The sequence below is a fragment of the Cellulomonas bogoriensis 69B4 = DSM 16987 genome (genome assembly GCF_000767165.1).
Lineage (GTDB): Bacteria > Actinomycetota > Actinomycetes > Actinomycetales > Cellulomonadaceae > Actinotalea > Actinotalea bogoriensis.
The window spans coordinates 1-16,119 of record NZ_AXCZ01000056.1; the positions used below are offsets into that span (position 1 = coordinate 1).

Sequence of the window (16,119 nt, forward strand, 5' to 3'; positions counted from 1 at the left end):
CGACGAGCGGGTGCTGGCGATCCGGGTCCGTGACCTGCAGGACCAGGTCGTCCTGCACCCGGCGGGCACGTCGTGGGACGTGGCTCTGCCGCGGGACCCGTCGGAGGCACGCCTGGAGCGGGCCCGGGGCGGTGAGCCCACCGCCCGCCTGCGCACCCTGGACGCGCCGCTGGCCGGGAGCCCCGGCGTCGAGGAGGTCGTGCACGTGCTGGTACCGGTGCGCGACCAGGACGGGCAGGTCGTGGGCACCGCCGAGGTCGTCCAGGACCGGACCGAGGCGGCGGCCGCGATGCGCGAGGCCGTCCGGCTCCTGGGGATGGCGGTGACGGCCGGGCTGCTCGGGTTCTGGCTGGTGCTGTTCCGCACCGCGCGGGCCACCTCGCGGTCGCTGCAGCGCAGCGTGCTGGAGAACCACAGGCTCGCCCACCTGGACTCCCTGACCGGCCTGCCCAACCGCCGGATGCTCCTGGACCGCCTGGACCGGGCGGTGGCCTCGCGCCGGCCCGGCGGGGGTGTGGGGCTCCTGCTGCTGGACCTGGACCGTTTCAAGGAGATCAACGACACCCTGGGTCACGACCAGGGTGACGAGCTGCTGGTCCAGGTCTCCGGACGACTCATGGACGTGTTCCGTGGGCGGGACCTGGTGGCCCGCCTGGGTGGCGACGAGTTCGCCGTCCTGCTGCCCGGCGCCGGCTCGGTGCAGGACGCCGAGCAGCTGGCCCGCCGCGCCCGCGCGGTGTTCGGCACCCCGTTCGACCTCGGCGGCATGCACCTGCACGTGGACACCTCCATCGGGGTCGCGGTGCTGCCCGACCACGCGGTGGACGCCCGCGAGCTGATGCGCAAGGCCGACGTCGCGATGTACACCGCCAAGCACCAGCGGCTGGGGGTGGCGGTGTACTCCGCGGAGGACGACGGCACGAGCCCGACCAGGCTGGTGCTCGTCAGCGAGCTGCACCGGGCGCTCAGCGTCCCGGGCGAGCTGGTGATGCACTACCAGCCGAAGATCGACCTGGTCTCGGGCCGCACCGTCGGCCTGGAGGCCCTGATGCGGTGGGACCACCCCCGGCGCGGTCGGGTCGACCCCCAGGTGTTCATCCCCCTGGCGGAGAGGTCCGGGCTGATCGACGACCTCACGGACCTGGCGCTGACCACCGTCGTGCGGCAGATCGCCCGGTGGGGGGTGCACGCCGCGGTCCCGGTGGGCGTCAACCTCTCGGCCCGGTGCATCACCTCCCGGGACCTGGTCCCCGGCCTGCTGTCGTTGCTGGCCGACCACGGCGTGCCGGCCGAGCTCCTGGAGATCGAGATCACCGAGTCGGCGCTGGTGGAGCGCTCCCGGGTGCTCCCGGTGCTGCGGGACCTGGCCGGAGCGGGGATCCAGGTCACGATCGACGACTTCGGTGTGGGCTCCACCTCGATCTCCCAGCTGCGGGAGCTCCCGGTGGGAGCGCTGAAGATCGACTCCGTGTTCGTCGAGGACCTGGCCGCCGGCCCGGACCCGACGAATGCCGCGAGCGTGGTCAAGGCGATGGTCGACCTGGGCCACTCGTTCGGCATGCGCGTCGTGGCCGAGGGCGTCGAGCACGAGGAGACCGCCCGGCGGCTCTCGGCCCTGGGCGTCGACGAGGCGCAGGGGTTCTGGTACTCGCCCGCCCTGAGCGCCGCCGACATCGTCCGGCCCCAGGACGCCGTCGTCGCCTGAGGCCGCCGCCCCGGGGCGCACCCGGCGGACGCTGAGAGGATGGTGCCGTGCTGGAGGTGCTGAGCGAGATCTGGGAACGGGCGACCACCGCCCAACCGCTGCCGAGCACCCTCGTGGTGGCCGGGACCGCCCTGGGAGCGCTCGTGCTGGTCACCGCGCCCGTCCTGTGGCCCTTGACCAGGCACGTGGCCACGGTCGCCCACGAGGGCGGGCACGGCGTCGCGGCCGTCCTCAGCGGACGGCGCCTGACAGGGATCCGACTGCACTCGGACACCTCCGGGCTGACGCTCTCGCGCGGTCGCCCGCGGGGCCCGGGGATGGTCGTGACCCTGCTGGCCGGGTACCCGGCGCCGGCGCTCGTGGGGCTCGGGGCGGCCGCGCTGCTGGCGCACGGGCGCGCCGTGGGCCTGCTCTGGCTGGTGCTGCTGCTGCTAGGGCTCCTGCTGCTGCAGATCCGCAACCTGTTCGGGCTGTGGGTGGTGCTGGTGTGCGGGGTCGCGACGTTCGGGGTCTCGTGGTGGGCCCCGCCAGAGGCCCAGTCGGCGGTGGCGTTCACCGTCACCTGGTTCCTGCTGCTGGCGGCGCCCCGCACCGTCATGGAGCTGGCCAGGTCCCGACGCCGGGACCGCTCGGGGCAGTCCGACGCCGACCAGCTCGCCCGGGTCACCGGGGTGCCGGCCCTCGTGTGGCTCGGGGGCTTCGCGGTCGTGGCACTCGGGTGCCTGGCGCTGGGTACGGCGTGGCTCCTGCCCGAGGTCCTTGAGGGCGACCTCCTCCCCCGCGGGGTCTGATCGGGCCAGGACCCCAGGACGTTGGGCCCTGGCCCGGCCCCGCTCACGGGCGGACAGTGGGGCTCATGTCACGGGCGCTGGTGGTCTACGAGTCCATGTTCGGGTCGACCCGGCTGGTCGCAGAGGCCGTGGCCCGCGGCCTCGCGGAGTCCGTGGAGACGATGCTGGTCGAGGTGGGCACGGACTGCGCCGTCCCGGGCGCACCTCTGCCCGCGGACGTGGACCTGCTGGTCGTCGGCGGTCCGACGCACGCGTTCGGGATGAGTCGCGAGCAGACCCGGGCCGAGGCCAGCCAGCAGGCACAGGACGACCAGCACCCCTCCTCCACCGGAATCCGGGAGTGGATCGAGTCGCTCGAGGCCCTGCCGCAGACACCGGTCGCGACGTTCGCGACCAAGGTCGACAAGCGGTGGCTGCCCGGTTCGGCGGCCCGCGCCTCGGCCAAGGCGCTCAAGGCGAAGGGGGCGGTCCAGGCGTGCCCGTCCCGTGACTTCTGGGTCCTGGGTACCACGGAAGGGCTGCGGGACGGGGAGCTGGACGAGGCCCGACAGTGGGGCACCCGGCTCGCCGGCACGGTGGGTGGCGCCTGAGGCCTCCCCCTCAGCCGAGTGCCTGGACCACGCGAGTCAGGGACGAGGTGAGCCCCCAGCGCTCGGCGAGCGCACGCACGGCCCCGGGGTCCGCCGGAGCCTCGGGTACGGCGTCGTCGTGGGCGGTGACCGGCGCGTCGAGCACGACCCTGACCACGCCGGGGGCCACGTCCAGGTAGTCGGCCGCCTCCAGCAGGCGCCGCCGTCGGGCGGTGGTGAGAGCGGCGTCCCCGTCGGACGCGGCCTGACGGACCGCCGCCAGGGAGCCGTACCTGCGCAGCAGGGACACCGCGGTCTTCTCCCCCACGCCCCGTACCCCCGGCAGGCCGTCGCTCGGGTCCCCGCGCAGCACGGCCATGTCGGCGTAGGCATCGCCCGAGCCCACGCCGTGGTGGCCCTCCAACCAGGCCTGGTCCACGACGTCCAGGTGACGGATCCCCCGGACCGTGTACAGCACGCGCACGCCTGCCGCGTCGTCGACGAGCTGGAACAGGTCACGGTCCCCCGTGACGACCTCGACCGGGCGCCCCCTCCCGGTACGCTCCCGTGCGACCAGGGTCCCGATCACGTCGTCCGCCTCGTGCCCCGGCGCACCGGCACGGGCGACGCCCAGCGCCTCGAGCACCTCCACGATCAGGGGGACCTGGGCCGCCAGCGCGGGTGGGACCTCCTCGCCACCGTCCTCGGCGAGCCGGTGCGCCTTGTAGGTGGGAATCGCACGCACCCGGAACTCCGGGCGCCAGTCCTCGTCCCAGCAGGCGACCAGACCGGCGGGGCGACGGTCGCGCAGGAGGGTCGCGAGCATGTCCAGGAGCCCGCGCACCGCGTTCACCGGCTCACCCCGCGGTGACCGGACGTTCTCGGGAACCCCGAAGAAGGCCCTGAAGTACAGCGACGCGGCGTCGACCAGGACGAGTGGACGCGCGGGACGGACCGGCGGAGCCTCGGGTGCCATGCCGGGAGCCTACGGAGTCCCCCGCGGCGGCGGCGAGGTTTCACCCGGCGCCCCGAAGGCCCCGAACTGTCCGAACCGTTACGGTTGCCCCGTCGGATGTCCGGGTGCACAGGTACGACCGGCAGCGTCGTGCCGAGGACCGGCGGAAGGAGCACGGGTGAGCGCCCCCACGTCGATCGCCGTGACCACCTGCCCCACGCCCTACCGGCACCACGCGCTGTTCTGGCGCGACCTGGACGACCTGCTCACGCGGTCCGTAGCGTTCGTCGAGGCGGGGCTCGACGCCGGCGAACCCGTGATGGTCGCCGTCACCGACCGGCTGTGGGCACCGCTGGGCGCCGCGCTCGGCACCCAGGCCCGCTGGGTGGAGCACCTGGACCTCGGAGCCCTGGGCCGCAACCCCGCCCGGATCATGCCCGCCTGGCTGGACTTCATCGCCCGCAACGGCGACGGTGACCGCGCCCTGCGCGGTCTCGGCGAACCCGTCCACCCCGGGAGCCACCACTCCGAGCTCGCCGAGGCCCAGGTCCACGAGGCGCTGATGAACGTCGCCATCGACCGCCACGTCCCCCTGTCGCTGCTGTGCACCTACGACGCGACCGGGCTGGACGGCGCCGCCCTCGCCGAGGCGTGCCGGTCGCACCCGGCCGTCATGCACGGCACCGAGCCGGTCGTCCCGAGCCCCGCCTACGCCGGCCCCGGCCACCCCTGGACGCTCAGCGGCCGCGCGCTGCCCCCGCCCCCTCGCCCCGCCGAGGACCTCGCCTTCGGCGCCGAGGGCCTGGGCCCGGTGCGACGCCTGATCCACCGGCACGCCGTCGCCGCCGGCCTGGACCCGGCACGCGGCGACGACCTCGTGCTCGCCGTCAACGAGCTCGCCGCCAACAGCCTGGACCACGGGGACGGGGGAGGCACCGTGCACGTGTGGCCCGAGGACGGCGCCCTGGTGGTCGAGGTGCGCGACGGCGGGCACCTGACCGACCTCATGGCCGGACGGACCGCGCCCGCCACCGACCAGCGCCGGGGCCGCGGGCTGTGGCTCGTGCACCAGCTGTGCGACCTGGTCCAGGTGCGGACCGGCTCCGGCGGGACGGTGGTCCGGATCCGCACCTGGGTGTGATGCCCGGGTGCGTCCCGGAACGACCGGCCGCCACCGACCGAGGCGTCACGCAGATGTCACGCGCACGTGGTGCACGTGACACGATCGTCCCGCACGATGGTGTGCACGTTGTCGAGAGGAACCGAAGGGGGTGGCGGTGATGACCGACGTGGACGACCAGAGGCTGGCCGACGACCGCGAGACGAACATCTACGTCTCGGTGAGCAACCCCAAGCGGGTACGCATCTGAGCGGCACCAGCGGCGGGGCGGGCGCCCTTCAGCAGGGCGCCCGCCCCGCCGTCTGGCACACGGTGACCTGGTCACCGGGAAGACCCAGGACGTGGCCCGCCTCCTCACCGGGCATGGCCTTGGCGTAGAGCCAGCCCTGGGCGTTGCCGCAACCCATGCTCCGCAGGTGCTCGGCCTGCTCCGGGGTCTCGACGCACTCGGCGATCACGTCCAGACCCAGTGCACCAGCCATCGACACGATGGCCTGCACCAGCGCGGTCGTCCGGGCGGTGCCGAGCTCCCGGACGAACGACCCGTCGATCTTGAGCACGTCCACCGGGAACGTGCGCAGCGCGTGCAACGACGACTGGCCCGTGCCGAAGTCGTCCACGTGCAGGCGGATCCCCTCGGCCCGCAGGCTCTGCATGATCCGGCACGCCTTCGCCTGGTCGGTCATGATCACGCCCTCGGTGATCTCCAGGACCAGGCACCGCGCCGGGACGTCGTGGCGACGCAACGCGCCCACGACCGTCTCGAGCAGGTCCTCGGACCAGAACTCCAGGTTCGAGACGTTCACCGAGACCGACACCGTGCCGGCGTGCACGGCCCGCCACCGGGCGATCTGACGACACACCTCGTCCACCAGCCACCGGCCCAGGGCCACGATCGTGGAGTTGTCCTCCATCGCCGGCAGGAACTCCGCCGGCGGCAGCAACCCCCTGTCGGGGTGCTGCCAGCGCACCAGCGCCTCGAAGGCCCTGACCTCGGTGCCGTCCAGCGGCACGATCGGCTGGTAGTGGGCCACGAACTCCCCGTTGTCCAGCGCCGCGCGCAGCTCGGCACGGGCACGGAGCCTGTCGGTGGCCTTCTGGTGCATACCCGGATGGAAGAACGTCGCACCGCCGCGGCGGGTCTCCTTGGACTGGTACATGGCGGTGTCGGCGTCCCGCAGGACGTCCTCGGCGTCGGTGTAGCCGCTCTCGGACACCGCGATCCCCACGCTCGCGGTCACCGAGACCTCCTGGTCGCCGAGCAGCACCGGCTGGGCGATCCGGTCCTGGATGCGCCGGGCGACGACGATCACCTCCTCCGGCACCGGGTCGCTCAGCAGGACCGCGAACTCGTCACCACCGAAGCGGGCCGCGGTGTCCACACCCCGCACCTCACCCCGCAGGCGGTCCGCGATGACCCGCAGCAGCTCGTCCCCCATCAGGTGCCCGAGGGAGTCGTTGATGAGCTTGAAGCCGTCCAGGTCCAGGAACACGACCGCGTACCGTGCGGTGGGCCGACGCCGGTTCTGGGCGATCGCGGCACTCAACCGGTCAAGAAACAGACGCCGGTTGGGAAGACCGGACACCGCGTCGTACAGCGCGCCCTGGCGGAGCTGCTCCTCGAGCTCCTTGCGGGTCGTCAGGTCGAACACCGACCCGACCAGGCGCTGCACCTGCCCGTCCTCGCAGATTCCCAGGGCACGGCAGAGCAACCAGCGGGCGCCGGGACCGTCCTCACGCAGGCGGTACTCGACCTCGACGGGGGTCTCGGGCTCGCTGGCCGAGCGGGCCAGCTCGTGCCGCACGCGCACCAGGTCGTCCGGGTGGATCCGGGCCTCCCACTGCGCCACCGTCACCTGCCCCGTGCGGGGCAGGCCCACCAGGTCCCGGCAGCGCTCGGACAGGTACATGCCGTCCGAGTGCAGGTCCAGCTCCCACAGGCCGTCGTTGGAGGCCCGGGCGGCCGACGCGTAGCGCGCCTCAGAGGCACGCACCGCCTCCTCGAGCTTCTCGCTCTCCAGCTTCCAGCACACCAGCTCGGCCCACAGGTGGTACGTCTCCCGGGTGGACGTCGGATCCACCACACCCAGCACGGCCAGCAGGCCCCACGGGTTGTCGGCGCTCGCGACCGGGACGACCACGCACATCTCGCCGACCGCGCCGTCGGCCGCCGCCGCCATCCCGGCCCCCGGGAAGTCCCGCACGTCCACCACGTCGCCCACGGCCAGCCGCGCGATTCCCTGCGGGTCGTGAACCCCGACCACCCGGAGCCGACCGTCACGGACACCGTCGGGACCGTCCCACAGCACCAGCACGCCCGCGCGCACCTGGGTCCCGGTCAACCAGGTCAGGGCCCGGGCGTCGTCGGCGCGGACGCGCTGCAGGTCGCCCGAGACGCTCTCGAGCTCGATCGCGGACGCGTCCTGACGCCTGGCGCCGTGCCGGAACCCGCGCGCCTGCAGCTCCCACAACGTGGCCGTCACCCGCCCGAACCCGGCCGCCGGGCCCTCGGTCTCGTCGACGACGCGCTGGAGGTACTCGTTCAGGTCAGCCGCGATCCCCTGCAGGACCTCGAGGTCGGGCACCAGGCGGTGCAGGTCCCTGGCGAGCCCGAGCACGTCGGCCTCCTCGGGCTCGACCGCCAGCACCGAGAGGCGCTCGGCCCGGTCCGCCACGTCGGCGACAGCCGCACCGACCGCAGACGCGCCGTCCACCTGGAGCTGGGACCAGACGCTCTGGCGCAGCTCCTCGCGCAAGACGTCCACGGGGGCCGAGACCCGATGCGCGGGCGACTGCCGCTGCGCCACGAGGTCCGTCCGGCACCCGCACGAGGCGCGGGCGGCCATCACCATGGCGGGCGGCGTGTAGGGGCCGGCGGGCACCTCCTCGCCGCGGAGGATGTCCATGATCAACCGGGCTGCGAGGGCGCCGACCTCGTGGAACCGCTGCCCCACGCTCGACAGGCTCGGGACGGCGAACACGCCCTCCTCGATGTTGTCGAACCCGAACACCGCCAGGTCCTCCGGCACACGCAGACCCGCGTCCGTCACGGCCTCGATCAGGCCCAGGGCGTTGCTGTCGGTCGCCGTGATGACAGCTGTGGGCCGGGACGGCAGCGAGAGGAACCGCTCGGCCGCCAGGCGCCCCGCCCCGACGGTGTAGTCGTCGGCGGTGACGACCAGGTGGTCACCGACCTCCAGCCCGTGGGACGACAGCGCCTCGCGGTAGGCGATCCGGCGCTCACGGAAGTCGTGGTGGTCCAGACCGCCGACGAACCCGATCCTGGTGTGCCCGTGGTCCACCAGGTGCTGCACGGCCGCGGCGACCGCCGACCGGTTGTCTGGCAGCGCCACCGGGCACTCGAACCCGTCGGACACCTTGCTCGCGAGCACCACGGGAATGTCCCGGGAGCGGATCTCCGTGAGCAGCTCCGGGGTGGCGGAGTTCGCGATGCACACCACACCGTCGACCTGGTTCCACCCGAGCGGGAGCTCGTACCTGGGGCCGCGGGAGCCGTGGTCACCGTGGCGGGCCCCGGGGTCGCGGGTCTCGGCGACCACGGCGTGGTGGCCGGCGGCGGCCACCTCGCGGACGAGTCCGAGGATCATCTCGCCGTAGTAGTGCCCGCCCGTGTGCAGCGTCAGGACGAGGATGGTCGCGCGCTCCTGATCGGCTCCAGCCACCGGTCCTCCATCGTCCGTGCCACACGCTTCCCGACACGTCCTGGGCGGGCGCACGGCAGCGGGGCGTCACCGGTCCGATCGGCGACCTCGCCCCCTTGTTGAGGTTTCCACCTGAACGCACAGGGTGCCCGTTCGCCGGCGCACGCCGCAGCGGAGCCCAGAAAATCTCACATGGTGGACGAAACTGGAGGGGTCGGCAACGACGCGCGGCGCGCACCCCAGACACACTGTGACCTGCGGCGGAGCCGTCCACCCAATCGGACCGGCGCGGGTGAATCCGCTCACGAGCGGGTTCCGTCCCACCACAGGCCCGTCTACCGTGGACTGCCGTATGCGCCCAGAGACGACGACGACCGACACCGACGACACCGATTCCGAGACCGTGATCTCCCGGCCCACGATGTCAGACGGGGCCGTGATGTGGCGAGTCGCACGCGACTCCCGGACGCTGGACCTGAACTCCTCGTACTCCTACCTGCTGTTCTGCCACGACTTCGCCGAGACCTGCAGGATCGCGACCGTCGGCGGTGAGCCCGCCGGGTTCGTCCTCGGCTACCGCCGCCCGACCCGCCCCGACCACCTGTTCGTCTGGCAGGTGGCCGTCGACCAGGCCCACCGCGGCCGGGGTGTCTCGAGCAGGCTCCTGGACTCCCTGGTGCACGACGTCGACCCGGCCTCCGGCCTGCCGCCCGTGCGGTTCGTCGAGACCACCATCACCGACGACAACACCGCCTCGCGCGCACTGTTCGCGGCGTTCGCCCGCCGCTGGGGCACCGGACTGGAAGAGGTGCCGCTGATGACCGCCGCGCACTTCCCCGACGGGCACGACGCCGAGCCCCTGCACCGCATCGGGCCCTTCGCGCCGGAGCAGGCCGGCTGAGGCCATGACCACCTCCGAGCCGCAGGCCGGCACCCCCTCGCCCGAAGGCGACCACGACCTCCCGCGCAGTACCCGAACCGAGAAGAACGAGGTACCCGACATGACCATCTTCACGCAGATGGAGTCCCAGGTCCGCAGCTACTCCCGGTCGTGGCCGGTCGTGTTCGACCGTGCGCGCGGCAGCGAGCTCTTCGACGAGGAAGGCAACGCCTACCTCGACTTCTTCTCAGGTGCCGGTGCCCTGAACTACGGCCACAACAACCCGTACCTGAAGGCCGCGCTCATCGACTACCTGAGCGACGACCGCGTCGTGCACTCCCTCGACATGTTCACCACCGCACGCCGGGAGTTCCTGGAGACGTTCCGGTCGCACATCCTCGAGCCGCGTGATCTGGACTACAAGGTCATCTTCCCCGGCCCCGGGGGCGCCAACGCGGTCGAGGCCGCGCTCAAGCTCGCCCGCAAGGTCACCGGTCGGGAGTCGGTGGTCAACTTCACCAACGCGTTCCACGGCATGACGCTGGGGGCGCTCTCGGTCACCGGCAACTCGATGAAGCGCGGGGGCGCGGGTGTGCCCCTCGTGCACGCCACCCCCATGCCGTACGACGACTACTTCGCCGGCGAGTACCCCGACTTCCTGTACTTCGAGCGTCTGCTGACCGACATGGGGTCCGGCCTCAACGAGCCCGCCGCGGTGATCGTGGAGTCCGTGCAGGGCGAGGGCGGCATCAACGCCGCCCGGGCCGACTGGCTGCGCGGGCTGTCCAAGCTCTGCAAGGACCACGGCATCCTGCTGATCCTGGACGACATCCAGATGGGCTGCGGCCGCACCGGCGGGTTCTTCAGCTTCGAGGAGGCCGGGATCACCCCGGACATCATCTGCCTGTCGAAGTCGATCAGCGGCTACGGCCTGCCCATGGCGCTCACCCTGGTCCGTCCCGAGCTGGACATCTGGGAGCCCGGTGAGCACAACGGCACCTTCCGCGGCATCAGCCCCGCGTTCGTCACGGCCACCGAGGCGATCCGCCGGTACTGGGCCGACGACGAGCTGGAGAAGGCCACCCTGCGCAAGGGGATGTTCGTCGAGGGCCGCTTCAACGCCATGGTCGCCAAGTACCCGGAGGCCGGCCTCACCGCCAAGGGCCGGGGCCTGGCCCGTGGCCTGCAGTTCACCGAGGCCGAGCAGGCCTCGCGGGTCTGCAAGGAGGCGTTCTCGCGCGGGCTGCTCATGGAGACGTCCGGACCGGACGACGAGGTCATGAAGATCCTCCCCGCGCTGACCACCACCGGTGAGGAGCTCGAGCGCGGCCTCGCCATCATCGAGGCCTCCGTGGCCGCCGTCCTCGACCCCAGCTGACAGGGAGACACCACCACCATGATCGTCCGCAACCTCGACGAGATCACCGACACCGAGGCCGACATCAAGCAGGAGAACTGGCGCTCCAAGCGCATCGTCCTGGCCAAGGACGGCGCCGGGTTCTCCGTGCACGAGACCACCCTCTACGCCGGGACGGTGAACCAGTTCTGGTACGCCAACCACGTCGAGGCCGTGTTCATCATCTCCGGCGAGGGAGAGATCACCGACCTCGGCACCGGCGAGACCCACGAGCTGCGCCCCGGGTCGATCTACCTGCTGAACGACCACGACAAGCACGAGGTCCGTCCCCGCACCGAGATCCGCACCCTGTGCGTGTTCAACCCGCCCGTGACCGGCCGTGAGGTCCACGACGAGAACGGCGTCTACCCGCTGATCACCGAGGACTGACGCGCTCCTGCACGACCGTGGGGTCCGACGCCGACGCGGTGTCGGACCCCACGTCGTCGTCCGGGTCGCCGTCGGGCCCGCCGTCACCGGCCGGGGCGTCGTCGGCGAAGACAGGGACGTCGGCCGGCCCGTGCGCGGTGGGCACGCGCGCCTGCCCCGCGGCGAGGAGCGCGTCCATCCCGGCGGCGTCCACCGGCCGGGAGAACAGGTACCCCTGCCCGTGCCGGCACCCCAGGTCCACCAGGCGGGTCCGCTGGGCGTCGTTCTCGATCCCCTCGGCCACGACGTCCAGGTCGTAGGCCTTGCCGAGCTCGATGACGGTGCGCACCAGCTGGTCGTCACCACTCTCGCTCGCAGCCCCGGAGACGAACGACCGGTCGATCTTGAGGATGTCCACCGGGAAACGTTGCAGGTACCCGAGCGAGGAGTAGCCCGTCCCGAAGTCGTCGAGGGCCACGGTGATGCCCAGCCGCTTCAACGCCCCCAGGATCGTGCGGGTCCGCTCGGCCTCCTCCAGCAGGACGCTCTCGGTGATCTCCAGGATCAGCGCCTCCCCCGGCAACCGCTCCCGGGTCAGGGCCGCGTGCACGTCGGCCACGAAGTCCCGGTCCTGCAGCTGCCGCACCGAGACGTTGACGTTCATGGTCAGGTCCGGGTGGCGACGCCGCCACCGCGACACCTGCCGGCACGCCTCGTCCAGCACCCACCGGCCGATCGGCACGATCGTGCCCGTGACCTCGGCCAACGGGATGAAGTCCGAGGGCGGGACCGGCCCACGCCGCGGGTGGTTCCACCTCAGCAGCGCCTCCACACCGATCGTCCGGTCCGCCGGCAGGTCCACGATCGGCTGGTAGTGCAGGGACAGCTCTCCGCGTGCCAGGGCGCTCTGCAGGTGGGCCTGCAGCTCGAGCCGGTCCAGGAGCGCAGCGCGCATCTGCGGGTTGTACGTCATCGCCGTGCCACCACCGGACGCCTTCGCGCGGTACATGGCGACGTCGGCGTTGGCGAGCAGCTCGTCGGCGGTCGTGGTCTTGGCACGTGTGCCCGAGTGCGCGATGCCGACGGTCGCGCCGATGTGGATGATCTCGCCCCGGATCGAGAACGGACGGTGCAGGGCCGCGATGATCTCCTCGGCGACCGTGGTCGCCTGGCCCACCGACGTCAGCTGGGGCATGAGGACCGCGAACTCGTCCCCACCGAACCGGGCCGCGGTGGCCTCCGTGCCGATGCACCCCGTCACCCGGCCGGTGACCGCCTTGAGGAGCACGTCGCCGGCGGAGTGGCCCAGCGTGTCGTTGACCGCCTTGAAGCGGTCCAGGTCGATGAACAGCACGCACGGGCCCAGGCGCCGGTCGTCGGCCTGGGTCAGTGCCTGGCCCAGGCGGTCCAGGAACAGCTGCCGGTTGGGCAGGCCTGTCAACGGGTCCCGGAACGCCCCTTCCATCTTCTCCAGGGTGCGCGCGTCGGCCAGCGCGAGGCTGGCGTGCTCGGCGAACGACTGCAGCAGCGAGCGTTCTGCACCGCTCAGGGGTGCACCTGCCCGGGGCGCGGCGATCAGGGCACCGGCCGGGACGCCGTGGATGTGCACCGGCACCGACACCGTGGCGGCCACACCTCTCAGGTCGGCCCCGGCGATGATGGGCCGCTCCGGGTCGCGCGCGTCGTCCAGCACCAGCGAGACCGGGCACCCGTGAAGGACGGTGCCGGCGCCGTCGGTGACGGCCGAGAGGATCACGCTGAGGGGGGCCCGGTGCGAGATGGCGCGCTGGATGTCCAGCAGCACCTCGAGAACCCGTTGCTGGTCACGCTGCCGCTCGAGCACGGTGATCATGTCGAGCGACAGACCGAACCCGCTGGCCATGCCCAGCAGCAGGTTCCGGTCCTCCACGGTGAACTCCAGCCCGGTGCGGGCCACGACCAGCCGGCCCACCGTGCCGGCCTTCCACACCGCGGCGACCGTCTGGCAGGTGCCGACGTCGTCGACGTCCACGACCCCGGTTCCCGGCTCCACGGCGAGCAGCGTCCGGCGGGGCGGGTCCTGCCGGCCGAAGCCCACGGCGGAGACGAGCTCCCCGCCGATGACCACGGCCCCGACCTCGGCGTCGAACTCCTCGGCGACCAGCTCGGCGGCGGTGCGCGCAGCCGCCTCCGAGTCCTCGCACCGGCTGATGGCGGCGAGGAACTCGACGAGGTGGTGCGGCGAGAGGCCGTCGTGCTGGTTCATGCTCAGGCGAGCGCGAGCAGGACGAGGGTCGCGTTGTGGACCCCGCGCGAGCCCTTCGTGCGGGCGATCTCCCCGGCGGTGTAGAAGCCGCCGACGGGGACTCCCGGGGCGACGTCGGCCAGGGCGCCGCGCTCGTCGGCGAGCGCGGCCTCGCCGAGGACCGCCCGCCGTGCGGCGCAGTCGAACGCCAGGAGCCCGATCGGGGTGGCCCCGCCCAGGCCGTCGACGGCGGCGCGGGCTGCCGACCGGGTGCCGTCCAGGATCGTCCCGACGTCCCCGGCCATCATCGACACCAGGGTGCCCTGCGGGACGTCACCGCAGACCAGCGACCGCTCCTCGGGGTCGATGGCCAGGACGGCGCGGATCTCCTCCCCGCCGGGGCGGGTCAGGCCCAGGGGGTGGTTCAGGCCGGTGGCCTGCAGCCGGGCGAACAGCTCGGGACCCTCGGTAGGCACACCCACCGCGGTCAGGTAGTAGTCCAGGGCCGGCTGGTCGTTGAGCTTGTGGATGCGCTGGCCGTCGCTCTCGGTCACGACCACCGGCTCGCCCAGGCGGGTCCACCCGTGACCCACACCCACGCTGATCGGTGCGGGGGACCCCAGGGCGATGCCCACGACCGCACCGGTGACCACCTTGTCGTCGATGATCTGGTAAGTCGTGCGCATCACGAAGCCGTCAGCGGCACAGCCACCCACCAGGGGCACGGACGCCCCGGTGGCGCCGTACGCGCCCCGCACCATCTCCGAGCGTCCACCCGCGGTGCCGTCGACGAGCATCAGGAGCGCCCTGTGGGGTGCGTCGACGTCGTCCAGGGCCGAGGCGGCCACCTGACCCGCGGCACGGGCGCCGTCGGCGATCATGCCGACCGACGTGGTGACCGTCAGGCCCTCACCGCCCAGGGCGACCGCGACCAGCCCCAGGGACCCCGCGGCCTCATGGGTGAGCTCGCCGGCCGTCGTGCAGCCGACGAGCCGGGTGTGCTCGGGCAGCGTCGCGCGAGCAGCGCCCGCCGCAGCACCGACGTCCAGGTCGGGCCCGACGAACAGCATGACGAGGGTCGCGTCCCGGCCGGCGGTCGCCTCGGTGACGGCGCGGCGCGCCGCCTCCGCCGAGTCGCTGCCGTCCGCGGCTGCCACGCCCATCCACCTGGGCGGAACGGGTGAGCTCATGTGTTCAGTATCGACCACGGACCGGTGCTTGTGAGGGTTCCTGTCCGACTCGTGACACACCTCACCTGACGTGTGTCAGCCCAGGGCTGACTGTCGGGCCGGACCGGGCCGGACCGGGCCGGTCCCGGCGCGGGCTCGGCGTGCGCACCCGGGCGGCACGTGGTCCCCTCGAAGGAGAGCACTCACACCCCAGGAGGATCCCGTGCGTCGACTCGCTCCCCTCACCCTCGCGGCCGCGTCCGCCGCCGCCCTGTCCCTGGCGGCCTGCGGCCAGGCGACACCGGACGAGACCATCCCGCCGGACGCCGGGGTCCAGGACCCCACCGAGGGTGGTGCGCCTGAGCCCGACCAGGGCGAGGACCTCCTCGGCGACGTCCCCACACCCGAGCCGGGGCAGTGCGTGGACCTGCCCGAGGCCTCCGACGGCCGTTACCTCGTGGGCGACGCCGGGTCGGCGGTCGTGACCGTCGAGGGCGGGCGCCTGGTGGTCGGTGAGGTGGCACCGCTGGAGGGATGGACCTACGAGGTCACCGAGGCCGAGGCGGACGAGGTCGAGATCGAGTTCCGTGGCGACGGCCGGGAGCTGGACCTGGAGATCGAGCTCGACGACATGGTCCTGCAGGTCCAGGTGTGCGAGGACGACGACTGACGGCCCGCTCCGGGGCGGAGGCCACGTGCCCCGCTCAGCGGCGGGTGGTCCGCACCGTCCCCGACCGCCACGGGCCCCACACCGTGCCGGACTTGGCCCGGACGCGGACCTTGTGGGCGGTGCCGGGAGCCAGCCCGGTGACCCGGGCGCTCCTGCTGGTGGTCACCGGGGTCCGCACGGTGACCCAGCCCCTGCCCGGACGCCAGCGCTGCACCTGGTAGTCCTGCACGTGGGCCGCCGAGGTGGACGGGGCGTCCCACCTGACCGTGAGCGCCCGCGCAGCGCGCTGGGTCGCCCGCAGCGAGCGCGGGGCGCTGGGTCGTGCCCTCGTGGTGACCGTCGTGGTCCCGTAGGTGGCGACCCAGCCCGAGGCGGTGCGTGGCTGGACCCTGAACCGGTACCGGGTGCCGGGGTTGAGCTGGCGCACCGTGGCCTGGCGTCCGGCTCGTTCCGCCACCGTCCGCCACGAGCCGGAGGCGGTGGCCACCTGCACCCGGTACCCCGTGACCGCCGAGGCGGCCGTGGCCGGCGCGCTCCACCGGAGCGTGACCTGTGACGGCGCCCGGGAGTCCACCCGGACCTCACGCGGGGCCGACGGCAGGGCCGGTG

13 protein-coding genes are annotated in these 16,119 nt (G+C 72.9%); 8 read left to right on the forward strand and 5 right to left on the reverse strand.

The window, feature by feature from the left end; genetic code table 11:
- The 3 genes from N869_RS07135 to N869_RS07145 all read left to right on the forward strand — a co-directional run.
- On the forward strand, positions 1-1,705 hold a 1,705-nt coding region (locus N869_RS07135; RefSeq protein WP_052105195.1), incomplete at its 5' end, for a putative bifunctional diguanylate cyclase/phosphodiesterase.
- Positions 1,706-1,752: 47 nt separating this feature from the next.
- Positions 1,753-2,496, forward strand: a complete 744-nt coding sequence (locus N869_RS07140) for a M50 family metallopeptidase (protein ID WP_332248755.1) — start codon at positions 1,753-1,755, stop codon at positions 2,494-2,496.
- A 65-nt stretch (positions 2,497-2,561) separates the two neighbouring features.
- A complete protein-coding gene (locus N869_RS07145; protein ID WP_035059674.1) occupies positions 2,562-3,086 on the forward strand; it encodes a flavodoxin family protein in 525 nt (174 codons plus the stop codon).
- Positions 3,087-3,096: 10 nt separating this feature from the next.
- On the opposite strand, the gene N869_RS07150 is transcribed toward N869_RS07145, so the two are convergent.
- Complete coding sequence (locus N869_RS07150) at positions 3,097-4,041, reverse strand: 5'-3' exonuclease (protein WP_052105196.1); 945 nt, start codon at positions 4,039-4,041, stop codon at positions 3,097-3,099.
- A gap of 157 nt (positions 4,042-4,198) precedes the next feature.
- Between N869_RS07150 and N869_RS07155 the strand changes: the two genes are divergently transcribed.
- Positions 4,199-5,161: a sensor histidine kinase gene (locus N869_RS07155; protein WP_198025991.1), complete on the forward strand. Its 963-nt coding sequence runs from the start codon at positions 4,199-4,201 to the stop codon at positions 5,159-5,161.
- Between the two features lie 257 nt (positions 5,162-5,418).
- On the opposite strand, the gene N869_RS16485 is transcribed toward N869_RS07155, so the two are convergent.
- Entirely contained in the window at positions 5,419-8,823 is a 3,405-nt protein-coding gene (locus tag N869_RS16485) for an EAL domain-containing protein (RefSeq protein ID WP_052105197.1), read from the reverse strand.
- 331 nt (positions 8,824-9,154) lie between these two features.
- On the opposite strand from N869_RS16485, the gene ectA reads away from it, so the two are divergent.
- The 3 genes from ectA to N869_RS07175 are packed head-to-tail and all read left to right on the forward strand — an operon-like array spanning position 9,155 to position 11,468.
- The gene (ectA, locus tag N869_RS07165) at positions 9,155-9,703 is read left to right on the forward strand and encodes a diaminobutyrate acetyltransferase (protein ID WP_052105198.1); all 549 of its coding nucleotides are present in this window, start codon (positions 9,155-9,157) and stop codon (positions 9,701-9,703) included.
- Between the two features lie 4 nt (positions 9,704-9,707).
- The gene (gene ectB, locus N869_RS07170) at positions 9,708-11,060 is read left to right on the forward strand and encodes a diaminobutyrate--2-oxoglutarate transaminase (RefSeq protein WP_456297585.1); all 1,353 of its coding nucleotides are present in this window, start codon (positions 9,708-9,710) and stop codon (positions 11,058-11,060) included.
- An 18-nt stretch (positions 11,061-11,078) separates the two neighbouring features.
- Positions 11,079-11,468 carry an ectoine synthase gene (locus N869_RS07175; protein WP_035059676.1) on the forward strand — a complete coding sequence of 130 codons (390 nt, stop codon included), beginning with the start codon at positions 11,079-11,081 and terminating at the stop codon, positions 11,466-11,468.
- Here N869_RS07175 and N869_RS07180 read toward each other — a convergent pair.
- Both N869_RS07180 and N869_RS07185 read right to left on the reverse strand, forming a co-directional pair.
- On the reverse strand, positions 11,455-13,692 hold the full coding sequence (locus N869_RS07180) for a putative bifunctional diguanylate cyclase/phosphodiesterase (protein ID WP_052105199.1): 2,238 nt from the start codon (positions 13,690-13,692) through the stop codon (positions 11,455-11,457). The two genes, N869_RS07175 and N869_RS07180, sit on opposite strands and share 14 nt — an antisense overlap.
- Before the next feature lie 2 nt (positions 13,693-13,694).
- A complete protein-coding gene (locus tag N869_RS07185) occupies positions 13,695-14,861 on the reverse strand; it encodes an FIST signal transduction protein (RefSeq protein ID WP_035059678.1) in 1,167 nt (388 codons plus the stop codon).
- Between the two features lie 202 nt (positions 14,862-15,063).
- Between N869_RS07185 and N869_RS07190 the strand changes: the two genes are divergently transcribed.
- On the forward strand, positions 15,064-15,510 hold the full coding sequence (locus N869_RS07190; protein ID WP_035059680.1) for a hypothetical protein: 447 nt from the start codon (positions 15,064-15,066) through the stop codon (positions 15,508-15,510).
- A 34-nt stretch (positions 15,511-15,544) separates the two neighbouring features.
- Here the strand turns inward: N869_RS07190 and N869_RS07195 are convergent.
- A partial coding sequence (locus N869_RS07195; protein WP_198025992.1) for a fibronectin type III domain-containing protein occupies positions 15,545-16,119 on the reverse strand: 575 nt, incomplete at its 5' end.

Coding starts and splice junctions, on each gene's coding strand:
- ectA (WP_052105198.1), top strand. CDS start 9,155: ATGCGCCCAGAGACGACGACGACCGACACCGACGACACCGATTCCGAG.
- N869_RS07150 (WP_052105196.1), bottom strand. CDS start 4,041: ATGGCACCCGAGGCTCCGCCGGTCCGTCCCGCGCGTCCACTCGTCCTG.
- ectB (WP_456297585.1), top strand. CDS start 9,708: ATGACCACCTCCGAGCCGCAGGCCGGCACCCCCTCGCCCGAAGGCGAC.
- N869_RS07180 (WP_052105199.1), bottom strand. CDS start 13,692: ATGAACCAGCACGACGGCCTCTCGCCGCACCACCTCGTCGAGTTCCTC.
- N869_RS07145 (WP_035059674.1), top strand. CDS start 2,562: ATGTCACGGGCGCTGGTGGTCTACGAGTCCATGTTCGGGTCGACCCGG.
- N869_RS07185 (WP_035059678.1), bottom strand. CDS start 14,861: ATGAGCTCACCCGTTCCGCCCAGGTGGATGGGCGTGGCAGCCGCGGAC.
- N869_RS07175 (WP_035059676.1), top strand. CDS start 11,079: ATGATCGTCCGCAACCTCGACGAGATCACCGACACCGAGGCCGACATC.